The sequence below is a fragment of the Ekhidna sp. genome (genome assembly GCF_039940915.1).
In the GTDB taxonomy this organism is placed as follows: Bacteria; Bacteroidota; Bacteroidia; order Cytophagales; family Cyclobacteriaceae; genus Ekhidna.
This window is the reverse complement of the sequence record NZ_JBDVFO010000003.1, coordinates 335,058-350,947: the sequence shown is the minus strand read 5'-3', so window position 1 is coordinate 350,947 and position 15,890 is coordinate 335,058. Positions and strand designations below refer to the sequence as shown.

Sequence of the window (15,890 nt, the reverse complement as noted above, 5' to 3'; positions counted from 1 at the left end):
TTTCGACCAGAAACGTGATTCAAGACCCATTTTTATCCCAATTCAGCTCCTTTCTTGAATTCAGAGGGTGTTTTACCGGTCAGTTCTTTAAAGGTGTGATTGAAATTGGATTTCGTATTAAACCCGGTCTCATATAAAATTTCAAGAATCGTCTTACCTGAATCTACAGATTCTGCTAGTTGTATTTTTGCATCCGCAATCCGATGTTGATTCACGTACTCTGAGAAATTCATTTTAAAATGAGTATTTATTGTTTGTGATAGATGGCGAGGATTCACCCCCATGGTCTCTGCCAATTCACTCAGTTTCAAGCTCGGATTTATGTAAGGTTTTTTCTCTTTCATCAGCTTCTCAAGATTCGATGCGTGCTCCATTATTTCCTTATCCGTAATCGTAGAAGAAGCATACCTTTCTTCTTTTTCCTTTGAAATAGAAATGTCCTCTACCGAAATTCCACCAAATAGGCTAGGCTGCTTCAATCCTCGATAGACCAGTGTCACTACAAAAACAAGAAGTGCTAACGTCATTACTGAATAAGCAATCTTCTCTCCAATTGAATCTGGCACAAAAAGGAAATTGCGGATAGCCTCCAATATCAGAATGGAGCTTAATAAATAAAGCAAATGAATCACCCAAGAAAGATTGATTGAACTGGTTTCGGAATGAACATCACTCAAGACAGATTGATATTTTACGATCGCTCGAAAACTACCAAAAATATAGCCAGCCATACTGAACAGAATTGCCGCGCCAGTGACCATTTGAAATTCTACCAAAGAAATAAAATGCAGTAGCAGGAATACAATCCAAGGAGAAACATGTACAGCTAAGAGGCGGGTTGACAGCCCATCTGTTCGAATCAAAGAGATAACAAATAAATAGAGCAAAGGTCCATACAGAAGCCCTAAAGTTGGTGTAATGTCTGGAAAGTCAAGACTAGAAGTCTCAAAGACCAAATTGAGTGTCATATGGAAAGACAAAAGACCTAAAAATGAAGCAAGAAAACGATTGCTTCTATACTTAGCTCTTGGGGAGGAAAGTAGGAAAAAACAAAAGAAAACCCCTTGAAAAATAAGGAGTACTTGAAGGATATTTACAATCTGAAGTTGCATCTACGTTAAATTAGGAACAATAATACATCAACCCAATTCAACCATTTTAAAATATAAGAGTAGATGCTTTCTTTTCATTTATTAGCATAAAAGCAGGTAAGAATAAATAATTACTATTACTTGCATTCGTTGATCACATGGAATTTGAACAAGCTTGAAAACTCCATTATTTTTGGGAGTATAACCTATGGCAAAAAATACCTACAAGAAGAAGACAGAAAAGAAGGAGAAAGCTAGCCTTAAATTCAATTTCATCTCCGATAGAAAATTCCACCTATTCATTGGCCTTTCGCTGTTGTTGATTTCAATATCTCTGGGAGTTTCATTCATCTCATATCTGAATACCGGACAAGCTGATCAAAGTGTGGTTGAAGCATACTTACGTACAGATATCAAGGAGTCAGGCATTGAAGTTCAAAATGCTTTCGGTCTCATTGGAGCTGTGGCCGCTCACTATTTCATTTTCTTATGGTTTGGAATTGCCGCACTTCTCATCCCTCCTTTTTTGTTTATCGTCGCTTATAAAATCATTTGGCATAAAGCTCTTTTGCCTATTACCAAGTCGTTCAACTTTGTGGTATTCTACTTAATCTGGATCAGCATGGGAATGGGGTATTTTTTACTATCACAGGAAGAAATATCAATGTTGGGTTTCCTTAGTGGGGGAATCGGGTATGAACTCTCGATGATAGCCCAGAGCCTGATGGGCTGGGGCGCTATTCTATTTATGGTTTTTCTCTTCGTCGTGTTCAACATGTTTTTCTTTGACATTACACGCTTACCCGCATTTAGCGGAATCAGACCCTCCTTCCAGAATTTAATTAATCAGCTAAAGGCGGTGATTCCAGAGAAGAAACAAAAGCAAGGCAAGACCGCAGATATTTCTTCTGTATTGGATCAAATCAAGAAGGAAGTAGAAGACGAAGATGCAAGCAAGGATGAATCTGAAACATGGGTGGTGAAAAAAATCCCACCAAAACCAGCAAATAAAAAGGAAAAAACAGACCCTGAGTTCACGATAGACTTACCGGAGTTTAAAGTGGATCCACCACTTCCAAAAGAAGTAGAGGAAAAGGTTTTTGCCAAGAAGGAAGAAACAGAAGCAGTTGCAGCACCGCAGGAAGAAATTGAAAAGCCAATCACCAAAAAAGAAGAGCTGGAAGATTTGTCCTTTGAGGTAGAGCAAAAGGAATTTGAGGAAGAAGTGAAAGAAGAGTCCGTCAATTATGACCCGACACTCGACCTGCCAAAGTATAAGTTTCCGAATCCTTCTCTGCTCATTGAATACCCTGAGAAGGAGTTGACGGTCACTAAAGATGAATTGGAGCAGAACAAAGATCGCATCATCGAAACCCTTGTCAATTTCAAAATAGGCATCTCCAGCATCAAAGCAACCATTGGCCCAACGGTTACGCTCTACGAAATTGTGCCCGATGCAGGAGTCAAAATTTCCAAAATCAAAAATCTAGAGGATGACATTGCATTGAGTCTGGCTGCATTAGGCATTCGAATCATTGCTCCTATACCCGGCAAAGGCACAATCGGTATCGAAGTGCCAAACAAGAACCGAGAGATGGTAGATGCACGCTCAGTAATTACCACTGGCAAGTTCATGGACAGTAAGATGGATCTGCCTGTGGTGCTTGGAAAAACCATTTCCAACGAAGTATTCGTGACAGATTTAGCCAAAATGCCTCACTTGCTCATGGCTGGTGCCACAGGGCAAGGTAAATCTGTTGGCTTGAACATTATTCTCACTTCTCTTCTGTATAAGAAACACCCATCCCAATTAAAATTGGTACTTGTGGATCCCAAGAAAGTGGAACTAACTCTTTTCAACAAAGTAGAGAAGCATTTTCTAGCCAAGCTCCCAGACAGTGAAGAGCCCATCATTACTGACACCTCCAAAGTGGTGAATACCCTTAATTCGCTCTGCATTGAAATGGATAATCGCTATGATTTACTCAAGGGTGCTGCGTGTAGAAATCTGAAGGAATACAATAAGAAATTTACCGAGCGAAAGCTTAATCCAAATAAAGGACACCGATTTCTCCCATACATTGTGCTCGTCATTGATGAGTTAGCGGATTTAATGATGACAGCAGGGAAAGAAGTAGAAACACCAATTGCAAGGCTTGCACAATTGGCACGAGCGATAGGTATCCATTTGATTGTCGCTACCCAGCGGCCTTCCGTCAATGTCATCACAGGTATCATCAAAGCAAACTTCCCTGCACGGCTTTCTTTCAGAGTTACTTCCAAGATCGACTCCAGAACCATCCTGGATGCTGGAGGCGCCGACCAATTGATTGGCATGGGAGATATGCTACTTTCCATGGGCTCAGACATGACACGATTGCAGTGTGCATTCGTAGATACACCTGAAGTAGAAAAGATTTGTGAGTTTATTGGCGAACAGAGAGGCTATGATGATGCTTATCTATTACCAGAATATGTGGGTGAAGGTGAAACTGGCATTGGAGAAGTAGATTTATCAGACAGAGATGCACTTTTCGCAGATGCCGCAAGACTCATTGTCATGCACCAGCAAGGTTCTACCTCACTCATTCAGCGAAAAATGAAACTGGGATACAATCGTGCAGGACGCTTAATCGATCAGTTAGAGGCGGCCGGTGTTGTAGGAGCTTTTGAAGGGAGCAAAGCACGAGAAGTATTAATACCTGACGAACATAGTTTGGAACAGTTATTGTCTGAAATTGAAATAAAATATTAAGTAGAAGAAAATCCATCCAATGAAAAAGCTAATAATCGCATCTTTATCTCTTTTGATACTGTTGCAAACCAATGCTCAGTACGACCCGTCTGCCTTAGCTGTGTTGGATGCTATGAGTAGTAATTACAAAGACGTTGAATCTTTCAAAGCATCGTTTTCTCAGAAACTAACGAATGAAAATGCCGGTCTCGACGAAACCATCTCAGGAGATATAGCGGTCAAAGGAGATAAATTCGTTTTGGATGTAATTGGACAAAAAATCTTCAATAATGGCACTGATGTATACACCTATAATGAAGAAATTAACGAGGTGACCATCAGCACGTATGACGCTGAAGAATCTGAAATCACACTTAGCAACGTTTATGACTTGTATAAAAAGGGTTTTAAATATGCATTAATAGAGACCAAAACCAATGGTGATCGTGTGGTAGAGCTTGATCCCGAAAGCAGAGAAAAAAGCTATTTCAAGATTAGAATGACCATTAATGTGAAAGATGAATTGAAATCATTTGAAGTTTTCGAGCGGACTGGAAATAAGTATGTGTACGCCATCAACTCCTTTACACCAACACCTTTCAGTGACGGTTACTTCACGTTTGATACGTCTAAATATCCCGATGTTGAAGTCATAGATTTCAGATAATCGCTAAAAACAAATAAATAGCATACCTTTGCACCGTTCAGAACAAGTCTGGACGCTTTTTAATTTTTTATTTTTTTTAATGAACATTTTCGTAGCTAAGCTTAACTATGCAACTTCAGAAGACGCATTGAGACAAGCATTTGAAGAATTCGGAACAGTAGATTCCGCTAAAGTTATCATGGACAGAGACACTCAGAGATCAAAAGGTTTCGGTTTTGTTGAAATGCCAAACGATGACGAAGGTAACCAGGCTATTTCTAGCCTAAACGAAACAGAATTAGATGGTAGAACCATCGTTGTAAAGAAAGCAAACCCTAGAGGGTAAGCACAAGAAACAGATTCTAAGTTTTTGATTTTATATAATTGCTCGTGTAGAAACTTTTCTACACGAGCATTGTTTTATATAATTGTTAAGCACATATAAATTTTATTGATTTGGCTAGACCTGCAACTACTCCCGTAAAACTCAAAGACGGATATTACATAGAGCTTCGACATAAAGGAGAGCGAAAAGGAATCAAACTGAGAAGTGAGACGATTCCTGAATTACACCAATCCATCAAAAAGTATGAAAAGCTTTACGACATCCACTTCTATGGCGAAGTGAAAAAAGGGAAAGTCGTAAATGATAAGCTTCCTGAGCTTAAATAATCTCAATTTTCATGGCTTGAACCATGTCCCTATTTGGGGATAGGAAAAGGTATGTCCAAAGGTTTTTATTCTTAATTTAGCTTAAAATCATCCTCGCTACTGATGACACGTCAACAGCTTTTTGACAAGATCAAAGAAAAAGAGTCCTTTCTCTGCGTAGGATTGGATACCGATGTTAAAAAAATACCTCATCACCTACTCCAAGCTAAAGATCCAGTTTTCGAGTTCAACAAGCAGATCATCGATGCAACGCACCGATATGCTGTAGCCTACAAGCCCAATACGGCTTTCTACGAAGCTCAGGGAGCCAAGGGATGGGATTCGCTTCAGAAAACTCTTGAATATATTCCCGCTGATATCTTTACGATAGCTGATGCAAAGCGTGCAGATATTGGCAATACATCTTCCATGTATGCTAGTGCATTCTTCGAAAATATGAATTTTGACTCTGTGACAGTTGCTCCGTACATGGGTTCAGATTCTGTAAAACCTTTTTTAGCATTCGACAACAAATGGGTCATACTACTTGCTGCAACAAGTAATCCTGGCGGATTAGACTTTCAAAACTTAATTACCAGCGACGGAGAAAAGCTCTACGAGCGTGTGATTCGTGAAAGTGCCAAATGGGGAGATGCGGACAACCTCATGTATGTAGTAGGAGCAACCAGACCTGAAGCACTTGCCGATATTCGGAAAATAGTTCCACACCACTTTCTACTAATTCCCGGAGTTGGAGCCCAGGGAGGAGACCTCCACGCAGTATGCGAATATGGCATGAATGAACAATGCGGATTGCTTGTCAATTCCTCTAGAGGTATTATATATTCAGACTCTTCTGAAAATTTTGGGTCATCAGCAGGTATACAAGCTCAAAAAATACAGATAGAAATGGCTGAAATCCTTCAGCGATTATAGCCTGCACCGTATATTGGAAACCTATCGTTATGAACGAGCAGTTTCTTCACTACATCTGGAAGTATCAAAAATTTGAATCAGAAGCACTTCAACTCACCAACGGGCAAGTGCTTAAAGTATTCAATACTGGAAATCACAACCACGATTCTGGCCCTGATTTTGAAGAGGCTCGCATTAAAATTGATGAGATAGAATGGGCAGGACAAGTTGAGATACACATCAATTCTTCTGACTGGCTACATCATAAGCATCAAAATGATCCTTCCTATGAAAGTGTCGTTCTCCATGTTGTTTGGAATCATGACAAAGAAATCTGCATTGATAAAACAGCAATACCTACCCTTGAGCTAAAGCAAATAGTAAATCCATTGCTAACTGAAAAGTATGAAAAGTACATTAAATCCACTGATGAGATTCTATGCACTAATCAAATAAACTCTGTTTCACCTGTCCATTTCAGTAACATGTTGGATCGGGTTTTAATCGAGCGATTGAAAGAAAAATCAGCATCAATACTGTCTTGGCTTGACTTCTACACAAATGACTGGGAGCAAGTGACATACCGTACCATTGCGGCCAATTTTGGGTTTTCCATCAATAAAGAATCTTTCATTCGGCTAACCGAACTATTACCTTTTACTACACTGAAAAAATCGCTGCAAAATCAGCAAGCAGCAGAAGCACTAATATTCGGACAGTCCGGGTTTCTTGAGGACCAAAATGACGATTATCAGCGAGCATTAAGATCTGAATTTGAGTTCCTAAGCAAGAAGTTTCAACTCAAACCATCACTTTCAAAAATGCATTGGAAATTCGGCAAGTTGAGGCCCGCAAATTTTCCAAGTGTCAGGTTAAGTCAACTATCATCTCTCTTGCATAACCAACCTCAGTTATTTGGTTTTTTAGTTAAAACAGAAAGCATCAAAGAGATAAAGGACAAACTAGCGGTGGAGGTCAGCGAATACTGGCAGCTCCACTACGACTTTGGGAAAAGGCGTAAAAAACAAAGCTTGAAAATGGGCGTTAGCTCATTTGAAAATCTACTTATCAACTCGGTAGCACCACTACTAGCCGCGTACGCAAAATATACTTCCGAACAAAAGTACATGGATCGAGCAGTGGCAATTTTAGAATCGCTTCCTGCTGAAAGGAATCGCATTACAAAAAAATGGAATCCATTGGACGTCAACCCCAAATCTGCCTTTGACTCCCAGGCCTTGATACAACTAACAACACAATATTGTCAGAAAAGGAGATGCCTTCATTGTAACTTAGGAGTTGGAATTCTTAACAAATGATGCACTGGATTGTACATATAGCTCTACTTGGACTACTCTCCTTCTTGGCTTTTCATCACCTCAAAAGTGACTTCCCTGCATTTATTTTTTGGGCAGGCCTAGTGCTTAAACTTGCAGCCGGAATGATTCTTGGACTCATCTTCTACGAATATTATGGCCATGGAGATACCATTTCATTTTTCGAGTTTGCCAAAAACAAAAATCCAGCAGATTTAAAAAGTGCACCTCGAACGCATTTTTTTGTAGCACTACTTCGCCCATTGGTTGCGACTACAGGAGGCTCCTACTGGATAACCTCTTTATGGCTCTCATTCATCAGCTTTATAGCCAGTTGGTTTTCCGTTATTACACTGTCGCGGTTGTTTAATGGGATTAGATACCCCATTGCAATGTGCTTTTTATTCCTTCCTTCCATTGTTTTTTGGTCCTCAGGAATAATGAAGGATTCGCTCGCTTTTGCAGCGACTATGACTTTGATTAGCCTCTTTGTGAAGTTTTACAAATCAACCAGGCTTCCAATTTTAGATATCCTCCTACTCCTCTTATCAGCGATTCTACTTCTCAAGATCAAACACTACTTATTGATTGCCTCGCTCATATTTGGGGGCATTCTTACTGCATCGCTTATCCTAAAAAACATCAAAGGGAATAGAAAGTGGTTAATTGCATTGGTAGTTTTAGCCACATTCAGCCTGTCTACCCAATTCATCCACCCCTATCTAAAGATAAACAGGATACCCTGGACGCTTTATGAAAACAATCGCGCTATCCATCAACAATCCAAAGACAGTCAACTCAACATTGTCATTGAAGATGATTCCTGGGCATCTGTACTGAACGAGGTTCCGAAAGCACTGCATGCCGGATTATTTCGACCGAGCATCATGGATGAGACACCTACGTGGGGTTGGATTCACAGAGCAGAAAATCTGGTGCTTACGGTGTTGATTTTTCTCTCAATACTCTTATTTATAAAAAGGAAGCCTCAAACAGATTGGCCACTTTTGACCGGAGCGATTCTCTGTATTTTGCTATTGGCAGTCATGCTACCGCTATCCACTCCCAATTTTGGAAGTTTGGTCAGGTATAAAAACGCCTACATGCCCTTTCTCTTCTTAATCAGCAGTATTCTTCCCTATCTTCATTTCACTTCAAGATCGGGTGAATAATCGCTAATTTTGCGCCTTCAACTAAAGAAGGACATGGAAAAACCGGTAATCATTTTTGGCTCAACAGGGATCGCAAAAGCAGCTCTTGAAATATTCAACTCCAACAATATCGTGGTGTATGGATTTTTGGATGATGATGAAAAAACGCATAACACCGAAATCAATACCGTAACAGTGCTTGGAGCCACAGACGATCACGGATTCACAAAGCTGATTGGTCAGAAATGTGAAGCATTCGTAGCTACAGACGACAATTCTTTGCGCAAAGAATATGTAGAGTACCTCATAGAAACGAGAAAAGTGATGCCCATGAATGCTGTTCATCAAACAGCTGCTATTTCAGAATCCTTTGGTATTGGTCACGGCAATTTTGTGAATGCAGGAGCTGTTCTATCCAATGACTCCAAGATCGGGAATCACAACGTAATCAACTCCAAAGCCATCATAGAACAAGAAGTAGAGATTGGTGATTTTGTACAAATAGGTGCTGGCACCATTGTCAATACAAAAGTCAAAATAGCAGATGAAGTCTTTATTGGATCAGGTGTGACCATAGTTGCAGGCGTCACATTGGGAAAGGGTGCGAGAATAGGTGCTGGATCTGTGGTTGTAGGCGATGTAAAGAAAGGACAGACTGTATTTGGCAATCCCGCAGTTGAGGTGAAATAATTGGTACCTTTAAGATAGAAATCCATTCACTTCAACTTTACCTAAATGAATCAAAATGCGATACTAGCAGCTTCAACGATATTGGTGCTTCTTTCTATTGGCTCCCTTTTTCAACCAAATCAAACATCAAAGGTGAAATTACTGGTCACCGTGATTGACGCTGCTGGTAAAAATGTGGAAGGGGCCACCATTACCATCTATTCATCAGAAGAAGACTACCAAAACAGTATAAATGAGTTGATCGTCGGAAAATCCGATAAGAAAGGAAGATTTCAATTCAAAGGACTTGAAAGCAAATCCTATTTTCTGGATGTACGAAAAGACGCGATGAACAATGCGGCTGATGGAGCTGAAACAGGGCTGATCTCACAAGAAAAAGTGAATAAAATCCTTGTCACGGTGAAGTAAGATTTAGTACAATCCTCAGACTTTTATTTATTAAAATTTATTTTTGCACCACATTAACACCCTGCTGAAACAGGGCTCAGTTATTATGGAAAAACACTACGTATTACTTTATTACTGCTATAGTAAAATTGAAAACCCTGAAGAGTTCAGGGAACAACACCACAAACTTTGCTTAGACTTAAATCTGAGAGGTCGTATCATCGTTGCTAATGAAGGGCTAAACGGAACAGTATCAGGCACTCAGGAGTCATGCGAAAAATACATGTCTGCCGTGACTGCCGACCCACGGTTTTCGCATACTGAATTCAAAGTTGATACAAACGACCAGCCTGCCTTCGAAAAACTACATGTACGGGTAAAACCCGAGATAGTGCACAGCTCACTCGATCATGTAGATCCGACGCAAAAAACAGGTGGCTATGTGGAGCCCGCAGCGTTTAGAGAAATTCTGAGAGAAGAACCTGAAGACACCATCATATTAGATGTTCGCTCCAATTACGAGCACATGATCGGCAAGTTCAAAAATGCCATCACACTGGATATCGACAATTTTCGAGATTTTCCCGAGAAAATTGAAGAGCTAAAAAAGTACAAAGACAAAAAAATTGTCACCTACTGCACAGGGGGGATCAAATGTGAAAAAGCCAGCGCCTATCTGCTTGAGCAAGGATTTGAAAATGTACATCAGCTACATGGCGGAATCATCAAATACGGACTGGAAGCAGAAGGTGAAGATTTTGAAGGTAAATGCTATGTGTTTGACAACCGAATAGTCAAGGAAGTCAACACCGTAAACCCCAGCGTACTTTCGAGATGTTACGTAACGGATGAGCCTTGTGATCGAATGGTTAATTGTGCAAACCCACATTGTAACAAACATATTCCAATGAGCGATAAGGGTGCAGCGATTTATAAGGGCTGCTGCTCGGAGGAATGCATGCACAATCCTGACACCCGACCTTACGATGGCACTGGATTTTATCAGAAAAAAATGAACGGTTATAATCCATACAAGGGGCTGAAAAGGTAGAAAGATCAAGTTTCCTAATTACCTTTAAGAAGCTTTAGATTAAAAACCATCAATGCCTCACACGTACTCTGAGACTGACCTTATTCTTAATCCTGACGGAAGCGTCTATCATTTGAGTCTAAGGCCCAAGGATATCTCAGATAAAATTATTGTAGTGGGCGATCCCGGAAGGGTGCATCGTGTATCCCGGCATTTTGACTCGGTAGATTTTGAAATGAACAAGCGTGAATTCATTACGCACACGGGTAAATACAAAGGGAAGCGATTGACCGTCATTAGTTCCGGCATGGGAACAGACAATGTTGAAATCCTTATGACAGAGCTTGATGCGCTATTCAATATTGATCTTGTGCATCGTGAACCAAAAGCTCGGAGAAAGAAATTACAAATCATTCGCATTGGTACTTCTGGAACCATACGTGATGATATAAAAGTCGGGAGTCATCTGGCTACTGAGTATGCCATTGGACTTGACACGATCATCCAGTTCTACGAGTACAAGCATCGTGGCATTGAAAAACGGATCATTAAAAAGCTTAGAGAAGAGCTTGATCTGCACTATACACCCTATTGCTTCAAAGGTTCCGCGGCACTGTTTGAAAAATTTAAAGATTGTACACTTGCGGGCAATACGGTGACGTGTCCAGGTTTTTATGCCCCTCAAGGAAGGGAATTAAGAATACCCATTCGGTACAAAAAAATCATTGAGAAAATGCAGTACTTTCATGAAGAAGATGTCTGGTTGACAAATCTGGAAATGGAAACTGCGGGATATTATGCATTTGGCAAGCTGCTCGGGCATGAGATGTTAAGTTTAAATGCCATCATGGCCAATCGGGTCAAAGGGCAATTCGCCAAGGATCCAAACAAAGTCATCGACAGCCTCATTAAAAAAGTTCTGGATAGAATCTAATTGGAATTGTAACCATTCCTGTTAAATCTCCGTCTCTTTATTTGTTTTGTAATTAAAAAACAAATGGGTCACACATTTATCACAGAGCTTGAAGAGCTCGTACTGCTATCTACAGCCATCCTGTATCCAAACGCATATGCATATGGCATTGCAACGGAGATTAAAGATCAAACGGGGAAATCCCTTTCACTCGCTTCAGTTCATACAGTTTTATATCGCCTTGAAAATTCTGGACTGCTCAATTCTGAGCTCGGGGGAAAAAGTGAAAAGAGAGGTGGCAGAAGTAAACGCTTGTTTTCGTTGACTCAAAACGGGAAAAAAGCGGTAGAAGAAATGCAAGATGTCAGGCAAGCCATGTGGGCAAAAATCCAATCGGTGTAGTATGGGAACAGTGAAGCCACCACGATTAGGTGAACGGCTGCTGTCTTGGTTTTGCAAAGATCGGTGGACGGACGAGTTGCTTGGTGACCTGGAAGAACAGTATAAAGACAACTTCCACCAAATGGGTAAAAAGAGAGCAACACTGAAGTATTACTTCCAGATTTTATTCCTCATTAAGCCACATATTTTAAAAGAAAAAAAATCCTCTCCACTTATGCTTAGAAGTCATATCAAATCATCCTACAGAAGCTTGTTAAAGAACAAGGCATACACATTCATTAATGTGACAGGGTTGGCCGTTGGAATCACCTGCTGCTTCCTCATATCTCTCTATGTCATAGATGAAATGTCTTACGACAAATTCTTCAATAGCAGTGATCGAATTTACAGAGTAGCCTTGGAAAGAGTGTATCCAACAAACACCAGGTATTTTGGCTCGTCACCAGTGAATCTGGCTCCAACATTACTGGAAAATTATCCGGAAGTAGAATCAGCAGGTCGTCTACACAAGCTCTTTTTCCAAAACGAGATAACCGTCTCAGTAGGAGAAAAAGAATTCATAGAGCATAACTACCTCTTTGCTGACAACAACTTCTTTGATGTTTTTTCTTTCGAATTTATCGAAGGAAATTCCGAAACCGCTCTGGATGGAATCAACAAAGTAGTCCTTACAGAATCTACTGCTAAACGGTTTTTCGGAGACGGACCTGCATTGGATAAAGTTTACTACTTGGACACAACGAGCTATGTCGTATCAGGTGTAATTGAGGATATTCCATCAAATTCTCATATGAAATTTGATATTCTGGGATCCATCCATTTGCTTCCATTTATAGAGCAGGCAGCTTCCACAAATAGCTGGATCAATCCCTGGCTATTTACCTATATCAAACTCAAAGAGGGTGTGAATGCTGATGTCTTTGAAGAGAAGTTCCCCGAGATGGTTCAGACATATGGCATGGCAAGTATTTTAAGTCAGCTGTCCATATCCGCAGATGAATATCCCAACTCTGGTAATGAGTTTAATTACTTCTTACAGCCCATCGAAGACATCCATTTAAAATCAAACTTGGATGTTGAACTAAAAGCCAATAGCAATATCACGTACGTTTATTTATTGATTGCCACGGTAGGATTCATTTTGATTATTACCTGCATCAATTTCATCAACCTAGCTACGGCAAGATCTGCTGAACGAGCTAAGGAAGTAGGCGTCCGTAAGGTATTGGGCAGTCGCAAAGCCCTGCTGGTAAGGCAGTTTCTCACAGAATCAAACCTGGTGTCCATCTCAGCTCTTGCATTGGCGCTGGGAGTATCCTGGCTATTACTTCCAAGTTTCAACGGATTAGTAGAAAAGAACCTGAATTTGGAAATTCTGACAACTCCCTTGGTAATCGTCGGCATCATCGTATTTATTCTTACCATCGGAACATTGGCAGGCCTCTATCCTGCTCTGGTTATTTCATCCATTAACTCCGCAGTAGTGCTAAAAGGAAAATACACCTCTGGTTCCAAGGGCGTTTGGCTGAGAAATGCGCTCATCATCTTTCAGTTCTTTATTTCAATAACCATGATTTCTGGCATGCTCCTGCTCAACAAACAAATGATGTTCATGAAAAATAAGCAACTCGGATTCAATAAGGAAAACGTGATCATTTTGGATCAAGCACAAGAGCTTAGAACTGATCAAAGAGCCTTCAGAAATGAGTTACTGAAAATTGATGGAGTGAAAAATGTGACGTATGCGTTTGCTATGCCAGGAGAATTTATCGGTAATTTGATTACCACCTCAGAAATACCCAATCGTCCGCAGGTCAGAACCTTCACAGTGTCGGTAGATGACGCATACATTGAAACATTGGAAATGGAAATTCTCTCCGGGCGCGGTTTCAATCCTGACTACAACGATTCTACGAATGTGATTATCAATGAGACTGCAGCATTTTTACTTGGATATGAAGATCCCATTGGAAGAAAAGTCATCAATCCTAACCCCAGAGAAAACCAGCCAGGAGAATTCACCATTGTGGGTGTAGTCAGAGATTATCACCATCAATCACTTCATACAGAGATACCCCCCATGGTATTATTCAACGTCAGTGATGAAGCTGTTATGTCCAAAGTAGCAATCAAAGTAGAGACAGAGGATATGCTCGTACTACTTAAAAACATTGAAGACAAATGGAATGAGTTTGAAAACGAGCGGTCCATTACCTATTCATTTTTAAGCGAAAACCTCTTGGAACTTTACAAAGCTGATTCCAAAACAGGATCTGTATTCTACTTATTCACGATTATCACCATAATTATGGCGTGCGTGGGACTGTTCGGGTTAGCCACATATGTAACGCAGCAGCGAACGAAAGAAATCGGTGTTAGGAAAGTATTGGGTGCTTCTGTTAGCAACATTGTGATATTGCTATCCATGAACTTTACCAAACTCATTCTGATCTCCTTTGGACTGGCTATTCCGCTTGTTTACTTTGGAATGAGCAAGTGGCTAGAAAGTTTCGCTTACCATACGCAAATAGATGTGGGCACACTGATCGGAGCAGGCCTGCTCACGCTGATTTTAGCATGGATTACCATCAGTTACTATTCGATAAAGATCGCCATTCTCAATCCGGTAAAAAGCCTGAGAAGCGAGTAAAACTTAGGATTTGAAGAAAACGCCAAGCGCTTTATTGATTGCGGCAGCCGCATCATTCATGTGATCGCGAGCCTGACCCCATTTCTCACCACCATGCGAGGCTTGATTTTTCAAATCTTCTTCCAGCTTATCCTTTTGGGATTTGAGTTTCTGGATTTGCTTTTCCATGTCATCACTCACTTTGGTACCCGCCTTTTTGGTCTCAGCTACCAGGTGATCGATCTTTTTTCCTAGCTCTGTTAGGATATCCTCTACTTTTCTCTTTTCACTCATAGGCATTGGTTGAGTTCAGAAAATTAATGGTTTTTTCCATACCAGCGAGCAATTACCTCTTCGGCTGGCTTGTTCTGCGGTGTCCATTCGGTACCTCGCCACCTTCCTCCGGACAATGTATTGAAATGCCATTTCCAGAGAAAACCTCCAGCAAACCACGATTCTTTCATTAAGGCTCGGTACGTTGCTTCGTAGGCGTCTGCCTGCAACTGCTCATTGACGTTTTCACTCGACTTGTCTAGCTCCCAGTGTCGTCCTGCAGCACCATTGGCACTTTGAAAGCCATACTCGGTAAACAGTATGGGCTTATCCCAGCTTGCTGAAAAAGTGGACAAATTCGTTTTAATGACCTGCCACCCTTGTTCAATTTCTGCTATTGTTGGGTGTGCTCCGTCAGCCAAAGGGAAATAGGCATCAACACCGATATAATCAACCGCGTCCCACCAGGTAATATTTTCATAGTTGTCCCAATTGGAAGCATACGTGATTTTTCCCGAATAGACCTTTCGGATGTCCTTGATCATACCACGCCAAAATTCTGGTCGCTCCTTTGCAGGCGTACGATATTCCGTACCTATGCAAAGCATTTCGACATTCAGTGAATCCGCGACGCTGGCATAATTCAGAATGTAAGCGGAGAAATCACTTTCCCACTTTTTCCACTCTTCTTCGGTTGCAAGATTGAAGTCTCCGGTCCATCCTTCTCCTCGCACCCACACGTGGGGTTTAAGCATAACTTTCAGGTTGTTGGACTTTGCATATTCGATGAGCCTGCATGAGCCCTTCGTGCGTTCGCCCCACCATTGCTGCTGGTGGTCAAAAGAAACACCTGGCTCTCCTGATCGCGAAAAAGCATAGGGTATCACAGCAACCCAACCTGCATTGAGGCGCTTCACTTCGCCCATCTGATCAGGGGTGATCTCACGTGGAGGGTTCACCAGACTGACCCCATTGATGAGCTCATCCTTACCCGAAGGAAGGATAACCATGGCTGCCACGCCAAAAGCCAGGAAAAGCAAAACGATGGATAGTCGCATGCTG

16 protein-coding genes are annotated in these 15,890 nt (G+C 41.0%); 13 read left to right on the top strand and 3 right to left on the bottom strand.

Annotated features, from left to right (window positions below; all coding sequences use genetic code 11):
* Positions 1-32: 32 nt before the first annotated feature.
* Entirely contained in the window at positions 33-1,112 is a 1,080-nt protein-coding gene (locus tag ABJF57_RS16515; protein WP_462232437.1) for an AraC family transcriptional regulator, read from the bottom strand.
* Positions 1,113-1,299: 187 nt separating this feature from the next.
* Between ABJF57_RS16515 and ABJF57_RS16510 the strand changes: the two genes are divergently transcribed.
* The 13 genes from ABJF57_RS16510 to ABJF57_RS16450 all read left to right on the top strand — a co-directional run bounded on the left by ABJF57_RS16510 (position 1,300) and on the right by ABJF57_RS16450 (position 14,576).
* On the top strand, positions 1,300-3,846 hold the full coding sequence (locus ABJF57_RS16510) for an FtsK/SpoIIIE family DNA translocase (protein WP_462232436.1): 2,547 nt from the start codon (positions 1,300-1,302) through the stop codon (positions 3,844-3,846).
* A gap of 19 nt (positions 3,847-3,865) precedes the next feature.
* Entirely contained in the window at positions 3,866-4,492 is a 627-nt protein-coding gene (locus tag ABJF57_RS16505; RefSeq protein WP_462232435.1) for a LolA family protein, read from the top strand.
* A gap of 79 nt (positions 4,493-4,571) precedes the next feature.
* Positions 4,572-4,817 (top strand): RNA recognition motif domain-containing protein, encoded by a 246-nt coding sequence (locus ABJF57_RS16500; RefSeq protein WP_348279054.1) that lies wholly within the window; start codon positions 4,572-4,574, stop codon positions 4,815-4,817.
* Positions 4,818-4,927: 110 nt separating this feature from the next.
* Positions 4,928-5,143: a hypothetical protein gene (locus ABJF57_RS16495; protein WP_350221002.1), complete on the top strand. Its 216-nt coding sequence runs from the start codon at positions 4,928-4,930 to the stop codon at positions 5,141-5,143.
* A 102-nt stretch (positions 5,144-5,245) separates the two neighbouring features.
* Positions 5,246-6,058 (top strand): orotidine-5'-phosphate decarboxylase, encoded by an 813-nt coding sequence (gene pyrF / locus ABJF57_RS16490; RefSeq protein ID WP_462232434.1) that lies wholly within the window; start codon positions 5,246-5,248, stop codon positions 6,056-6,058.
* 29 nt (positions 6,059-6,087) lie between these two features.
* On the top strand, positions 6,088-7,356 hold the full coding sequence (locus tag ABJF57_RS16485) for a DUF2851 family protein (RefSeq protein ID WP_462232433.1): 1,269 nt from the start codon (positions 6,088-6,090) through the stop codon (positions 7,354-7,356).
* Entirely contained in the window at positions 7,353-8,525 is a 1,173-nt protein-coding gene (locus ABJF57_RS16480; RefSeq protein WP_462232432.1) for a hypothetical protein, read from the top strand. Before ABJF57_RS16485 ends, ABJF57_RS16480 begins: the two co-directional genes overlap by 4 nt.
* A 33-nt stretch (positions 8,526-8,558) precedes the next feature.
* A complete protein-coding gene (locus tag ABJF57_RS16475; protein WP_462232431.1) occupies positions 8,559-9,194 on the top strand; it encodes a NeuD/PglB/VioB family sugar acetyltransferase in 636 nt (211 codons plus the stop codon).
* Between the two features lie 45 nt (positions 9,195-9,239).
* On the top strand, positions 9,240-9,602 hold the full coding sequence (locus ABJF57_RS16470; RefSeq protein WP_462232430.1) for a carboxypeptidase-like regulatory domain-containing protein: 363 nt from the start codon (positions 9,240-9,242) through the stop codon (positions 9,600-9,602).
* Positions 9,603-9,687: 85 nt separating this feature from the next.
* Positions 9,688-10,632: an oxygen-dependent tRNA uridine(34) hydroxylase TrhO gene (trhO, locus tag ABJF57_RS16465; protein ID WP_462232429.1), complete on the top strand. Its 945-nt coding sequence runs from the start codon at positions 9,688-9,690 to the stop codon at positions 10,630-10,632.
* A gap of 52 nt (positions 10,633-10,684) precedes the next feature.
* Entirely contained in the window at positions 10,685-11,545 is an 861-nt protein-coding gene (locus ABJF57_RS16460; protein ID WP_462232428.1) for a nucleoside phosphorylase, read from the top strand.
* Positions 11,546-11,608: 63 nt separating this feature from the next.
* Positions 11,609-11,926: a PadR family transcriptional regulator gene (locus ABJF57_RS16455; RefSeq protein ID WP_462232427.1), complete on the top strand. Its 318-nt coding sequence runs from the start codon at positions 11,609-11,611 to the stop codon at positions 11,924-11,926.
* Between the two features lies 1 nt (position 11,927).
* On the top strand, positions 11,928-14,576 hold the full coding sequence (locus tag ABJF57_RS16450) for an ABC transporter permease (RefSeq protein WP_462232426.1): 2,649 nt from the start codon (positions 11,928-11,930) through the stop codon (positions 14,574-14,576).
* A 3-nt stretch (positions 14,577-14,579) separates the two neighbouring features.
* Here the strand turns inward: ABJF57_RS16450 and ABJF57_RS16445 are convergent, their stop codons facing one another.
* Both ABJF57_RS16445 and ABJF57_RS16440 read right to left on the bottom strand, forming a co-directional pair.
* A complete protein-coding gene (locus ABJF57_RS16445) occupies positions 14,580-14,849 on the bottom strand; it encodes a sll1863 family stress response protein (protein ID WP_462232425.1) in 270 nt (89 codons plus the stop codon).
* A gap of 23 nt (positions 14,850-14,872) precedes the next feature.
* Complete coding sequence (locus ABJF57_RS16440) at positions 14,873-15,886, bottom strand: glycoside hydrolase family 113 (RefSeq protein WP_462232424.1); 1,014 nt, start codon at positions 15,884-15,886, stop codon at positions 14,873-14,875.
* Positions 15,887-15,890: the final 4 nt, after the last annotated feature.

What these genes read in the sequence shown, in the direction of transcription:
- ABJF57_RS16515 (WP_462232437.1), bottom strand. Translation starts at nt 1,112, where the DNA reads ATGCAACTTCAGATTGTAAATATCCTTCAAGTACTCCTTATTTTTCAA.
- ABJF57_RS16510 (WP_462232436.1), top strand. Translation starts at nt 1,300, where the DNA reads ATGGCAAAAAATACCTACAAGAAGAAGACAGAAAAGAAGGAGAAAGCT.
- ABJF57_RS16505 (WP_462232435.1), top strand. Translation starts at nt 3,866, where the DNA reads ATGAAAAAGCTAATAATCGCATCTTTATCTCTTTTGATACTGTTGCAA.
- ABJF57_RS16500 (WP_348279054.1), top strand. Translation starts at nt 4,572, where the DNA reads ATGAACATTTTCGTAGCTAAGCTTAACTATGCAACTTCAGAAGACGCA.
- pyrF (WP_462232434.1), top strand. Translation starts at nt 5,246, where the DNA reads ATGACACGTCAACAGCTTTTTGACAAGATCAAAGAAAAAGAGTCCTTT.
- ABJF57_RS16485 (WP_462232433.1), top strand. Translation starts at nt 6,088, where the DNA reads ATGAACGAGCAGTTTCTTCACTACATCTGGAAGTATCAAAAATTTGAA.
- ABJF57_RS16480 (WP_462232432.1), top strand. Translation starts at nt 7,353, where the DNA reads ATGATGCACTGGATTGTACATATAGCTCTACTTGGACTACTCTCCTTC.
- ABJF57_RS16475 (WP_462232431.1), top strand. Translation starts at nt 8,559, where the DNA reads ATGGAAAAACCGGTAATCATTTTTGGCTCAACAGGGATCGCAAAAGCA.
- ABJF57_RS16470 (WP_462232430.1), top strand. Translation starts at nt 9,240, where the DNA reads ATGAATCAAAATGCGATACTAGCAGCTTCAACGATATTGGTGCTTCTT.
- trhO (WP_462232429.1), top strand. Translation starts at nt 9,688, where the DNA reads ATGGAAAAACACTACGTATTACTTTATTACTGCTATAGTAAAATTGAA.
- ABJF57_RS16460 (WP_462232428.1), top strand. Translation starts at nt 10,685, where the DNA reads ATGCCTCACACGTACTCTGAGACTGACCTTATTCTTAATCCTGACGGA.
- ABJF57_RS16455 (WP_462232427.1), top strand. Translation starts at nt 11,609, where the DNA reads ATGGGTCACACATTTATCACAGAGCTTGAAGAGCTCGTACTGCTATCT.
- ABJF57_RS16450 (WP_462232426.1), top strand. Translation starts at nt 11,928, where the DNA reads ATGGGAACAGTGAAGCCACCACGATTAGGTGAACGGCTGCTGTCTTGG.
- ABJF57_RS16445 (WP_462232425.1), bottom strand. Translation starts at nt 14,849, where the DNA reads ATGAGTGAAAAGAGAAAAGTAGAGGATATCCTAACAGAGCTAGGAAAA.
- ABJF57_RS16440 (WP_462232424.1), bottom strand. Translation starts at nt 15,886, where the DNA reads ATGCGACTATCCATCGTTTTGCTTTTCCTGGCTTTTGGCGTGGCAGCC.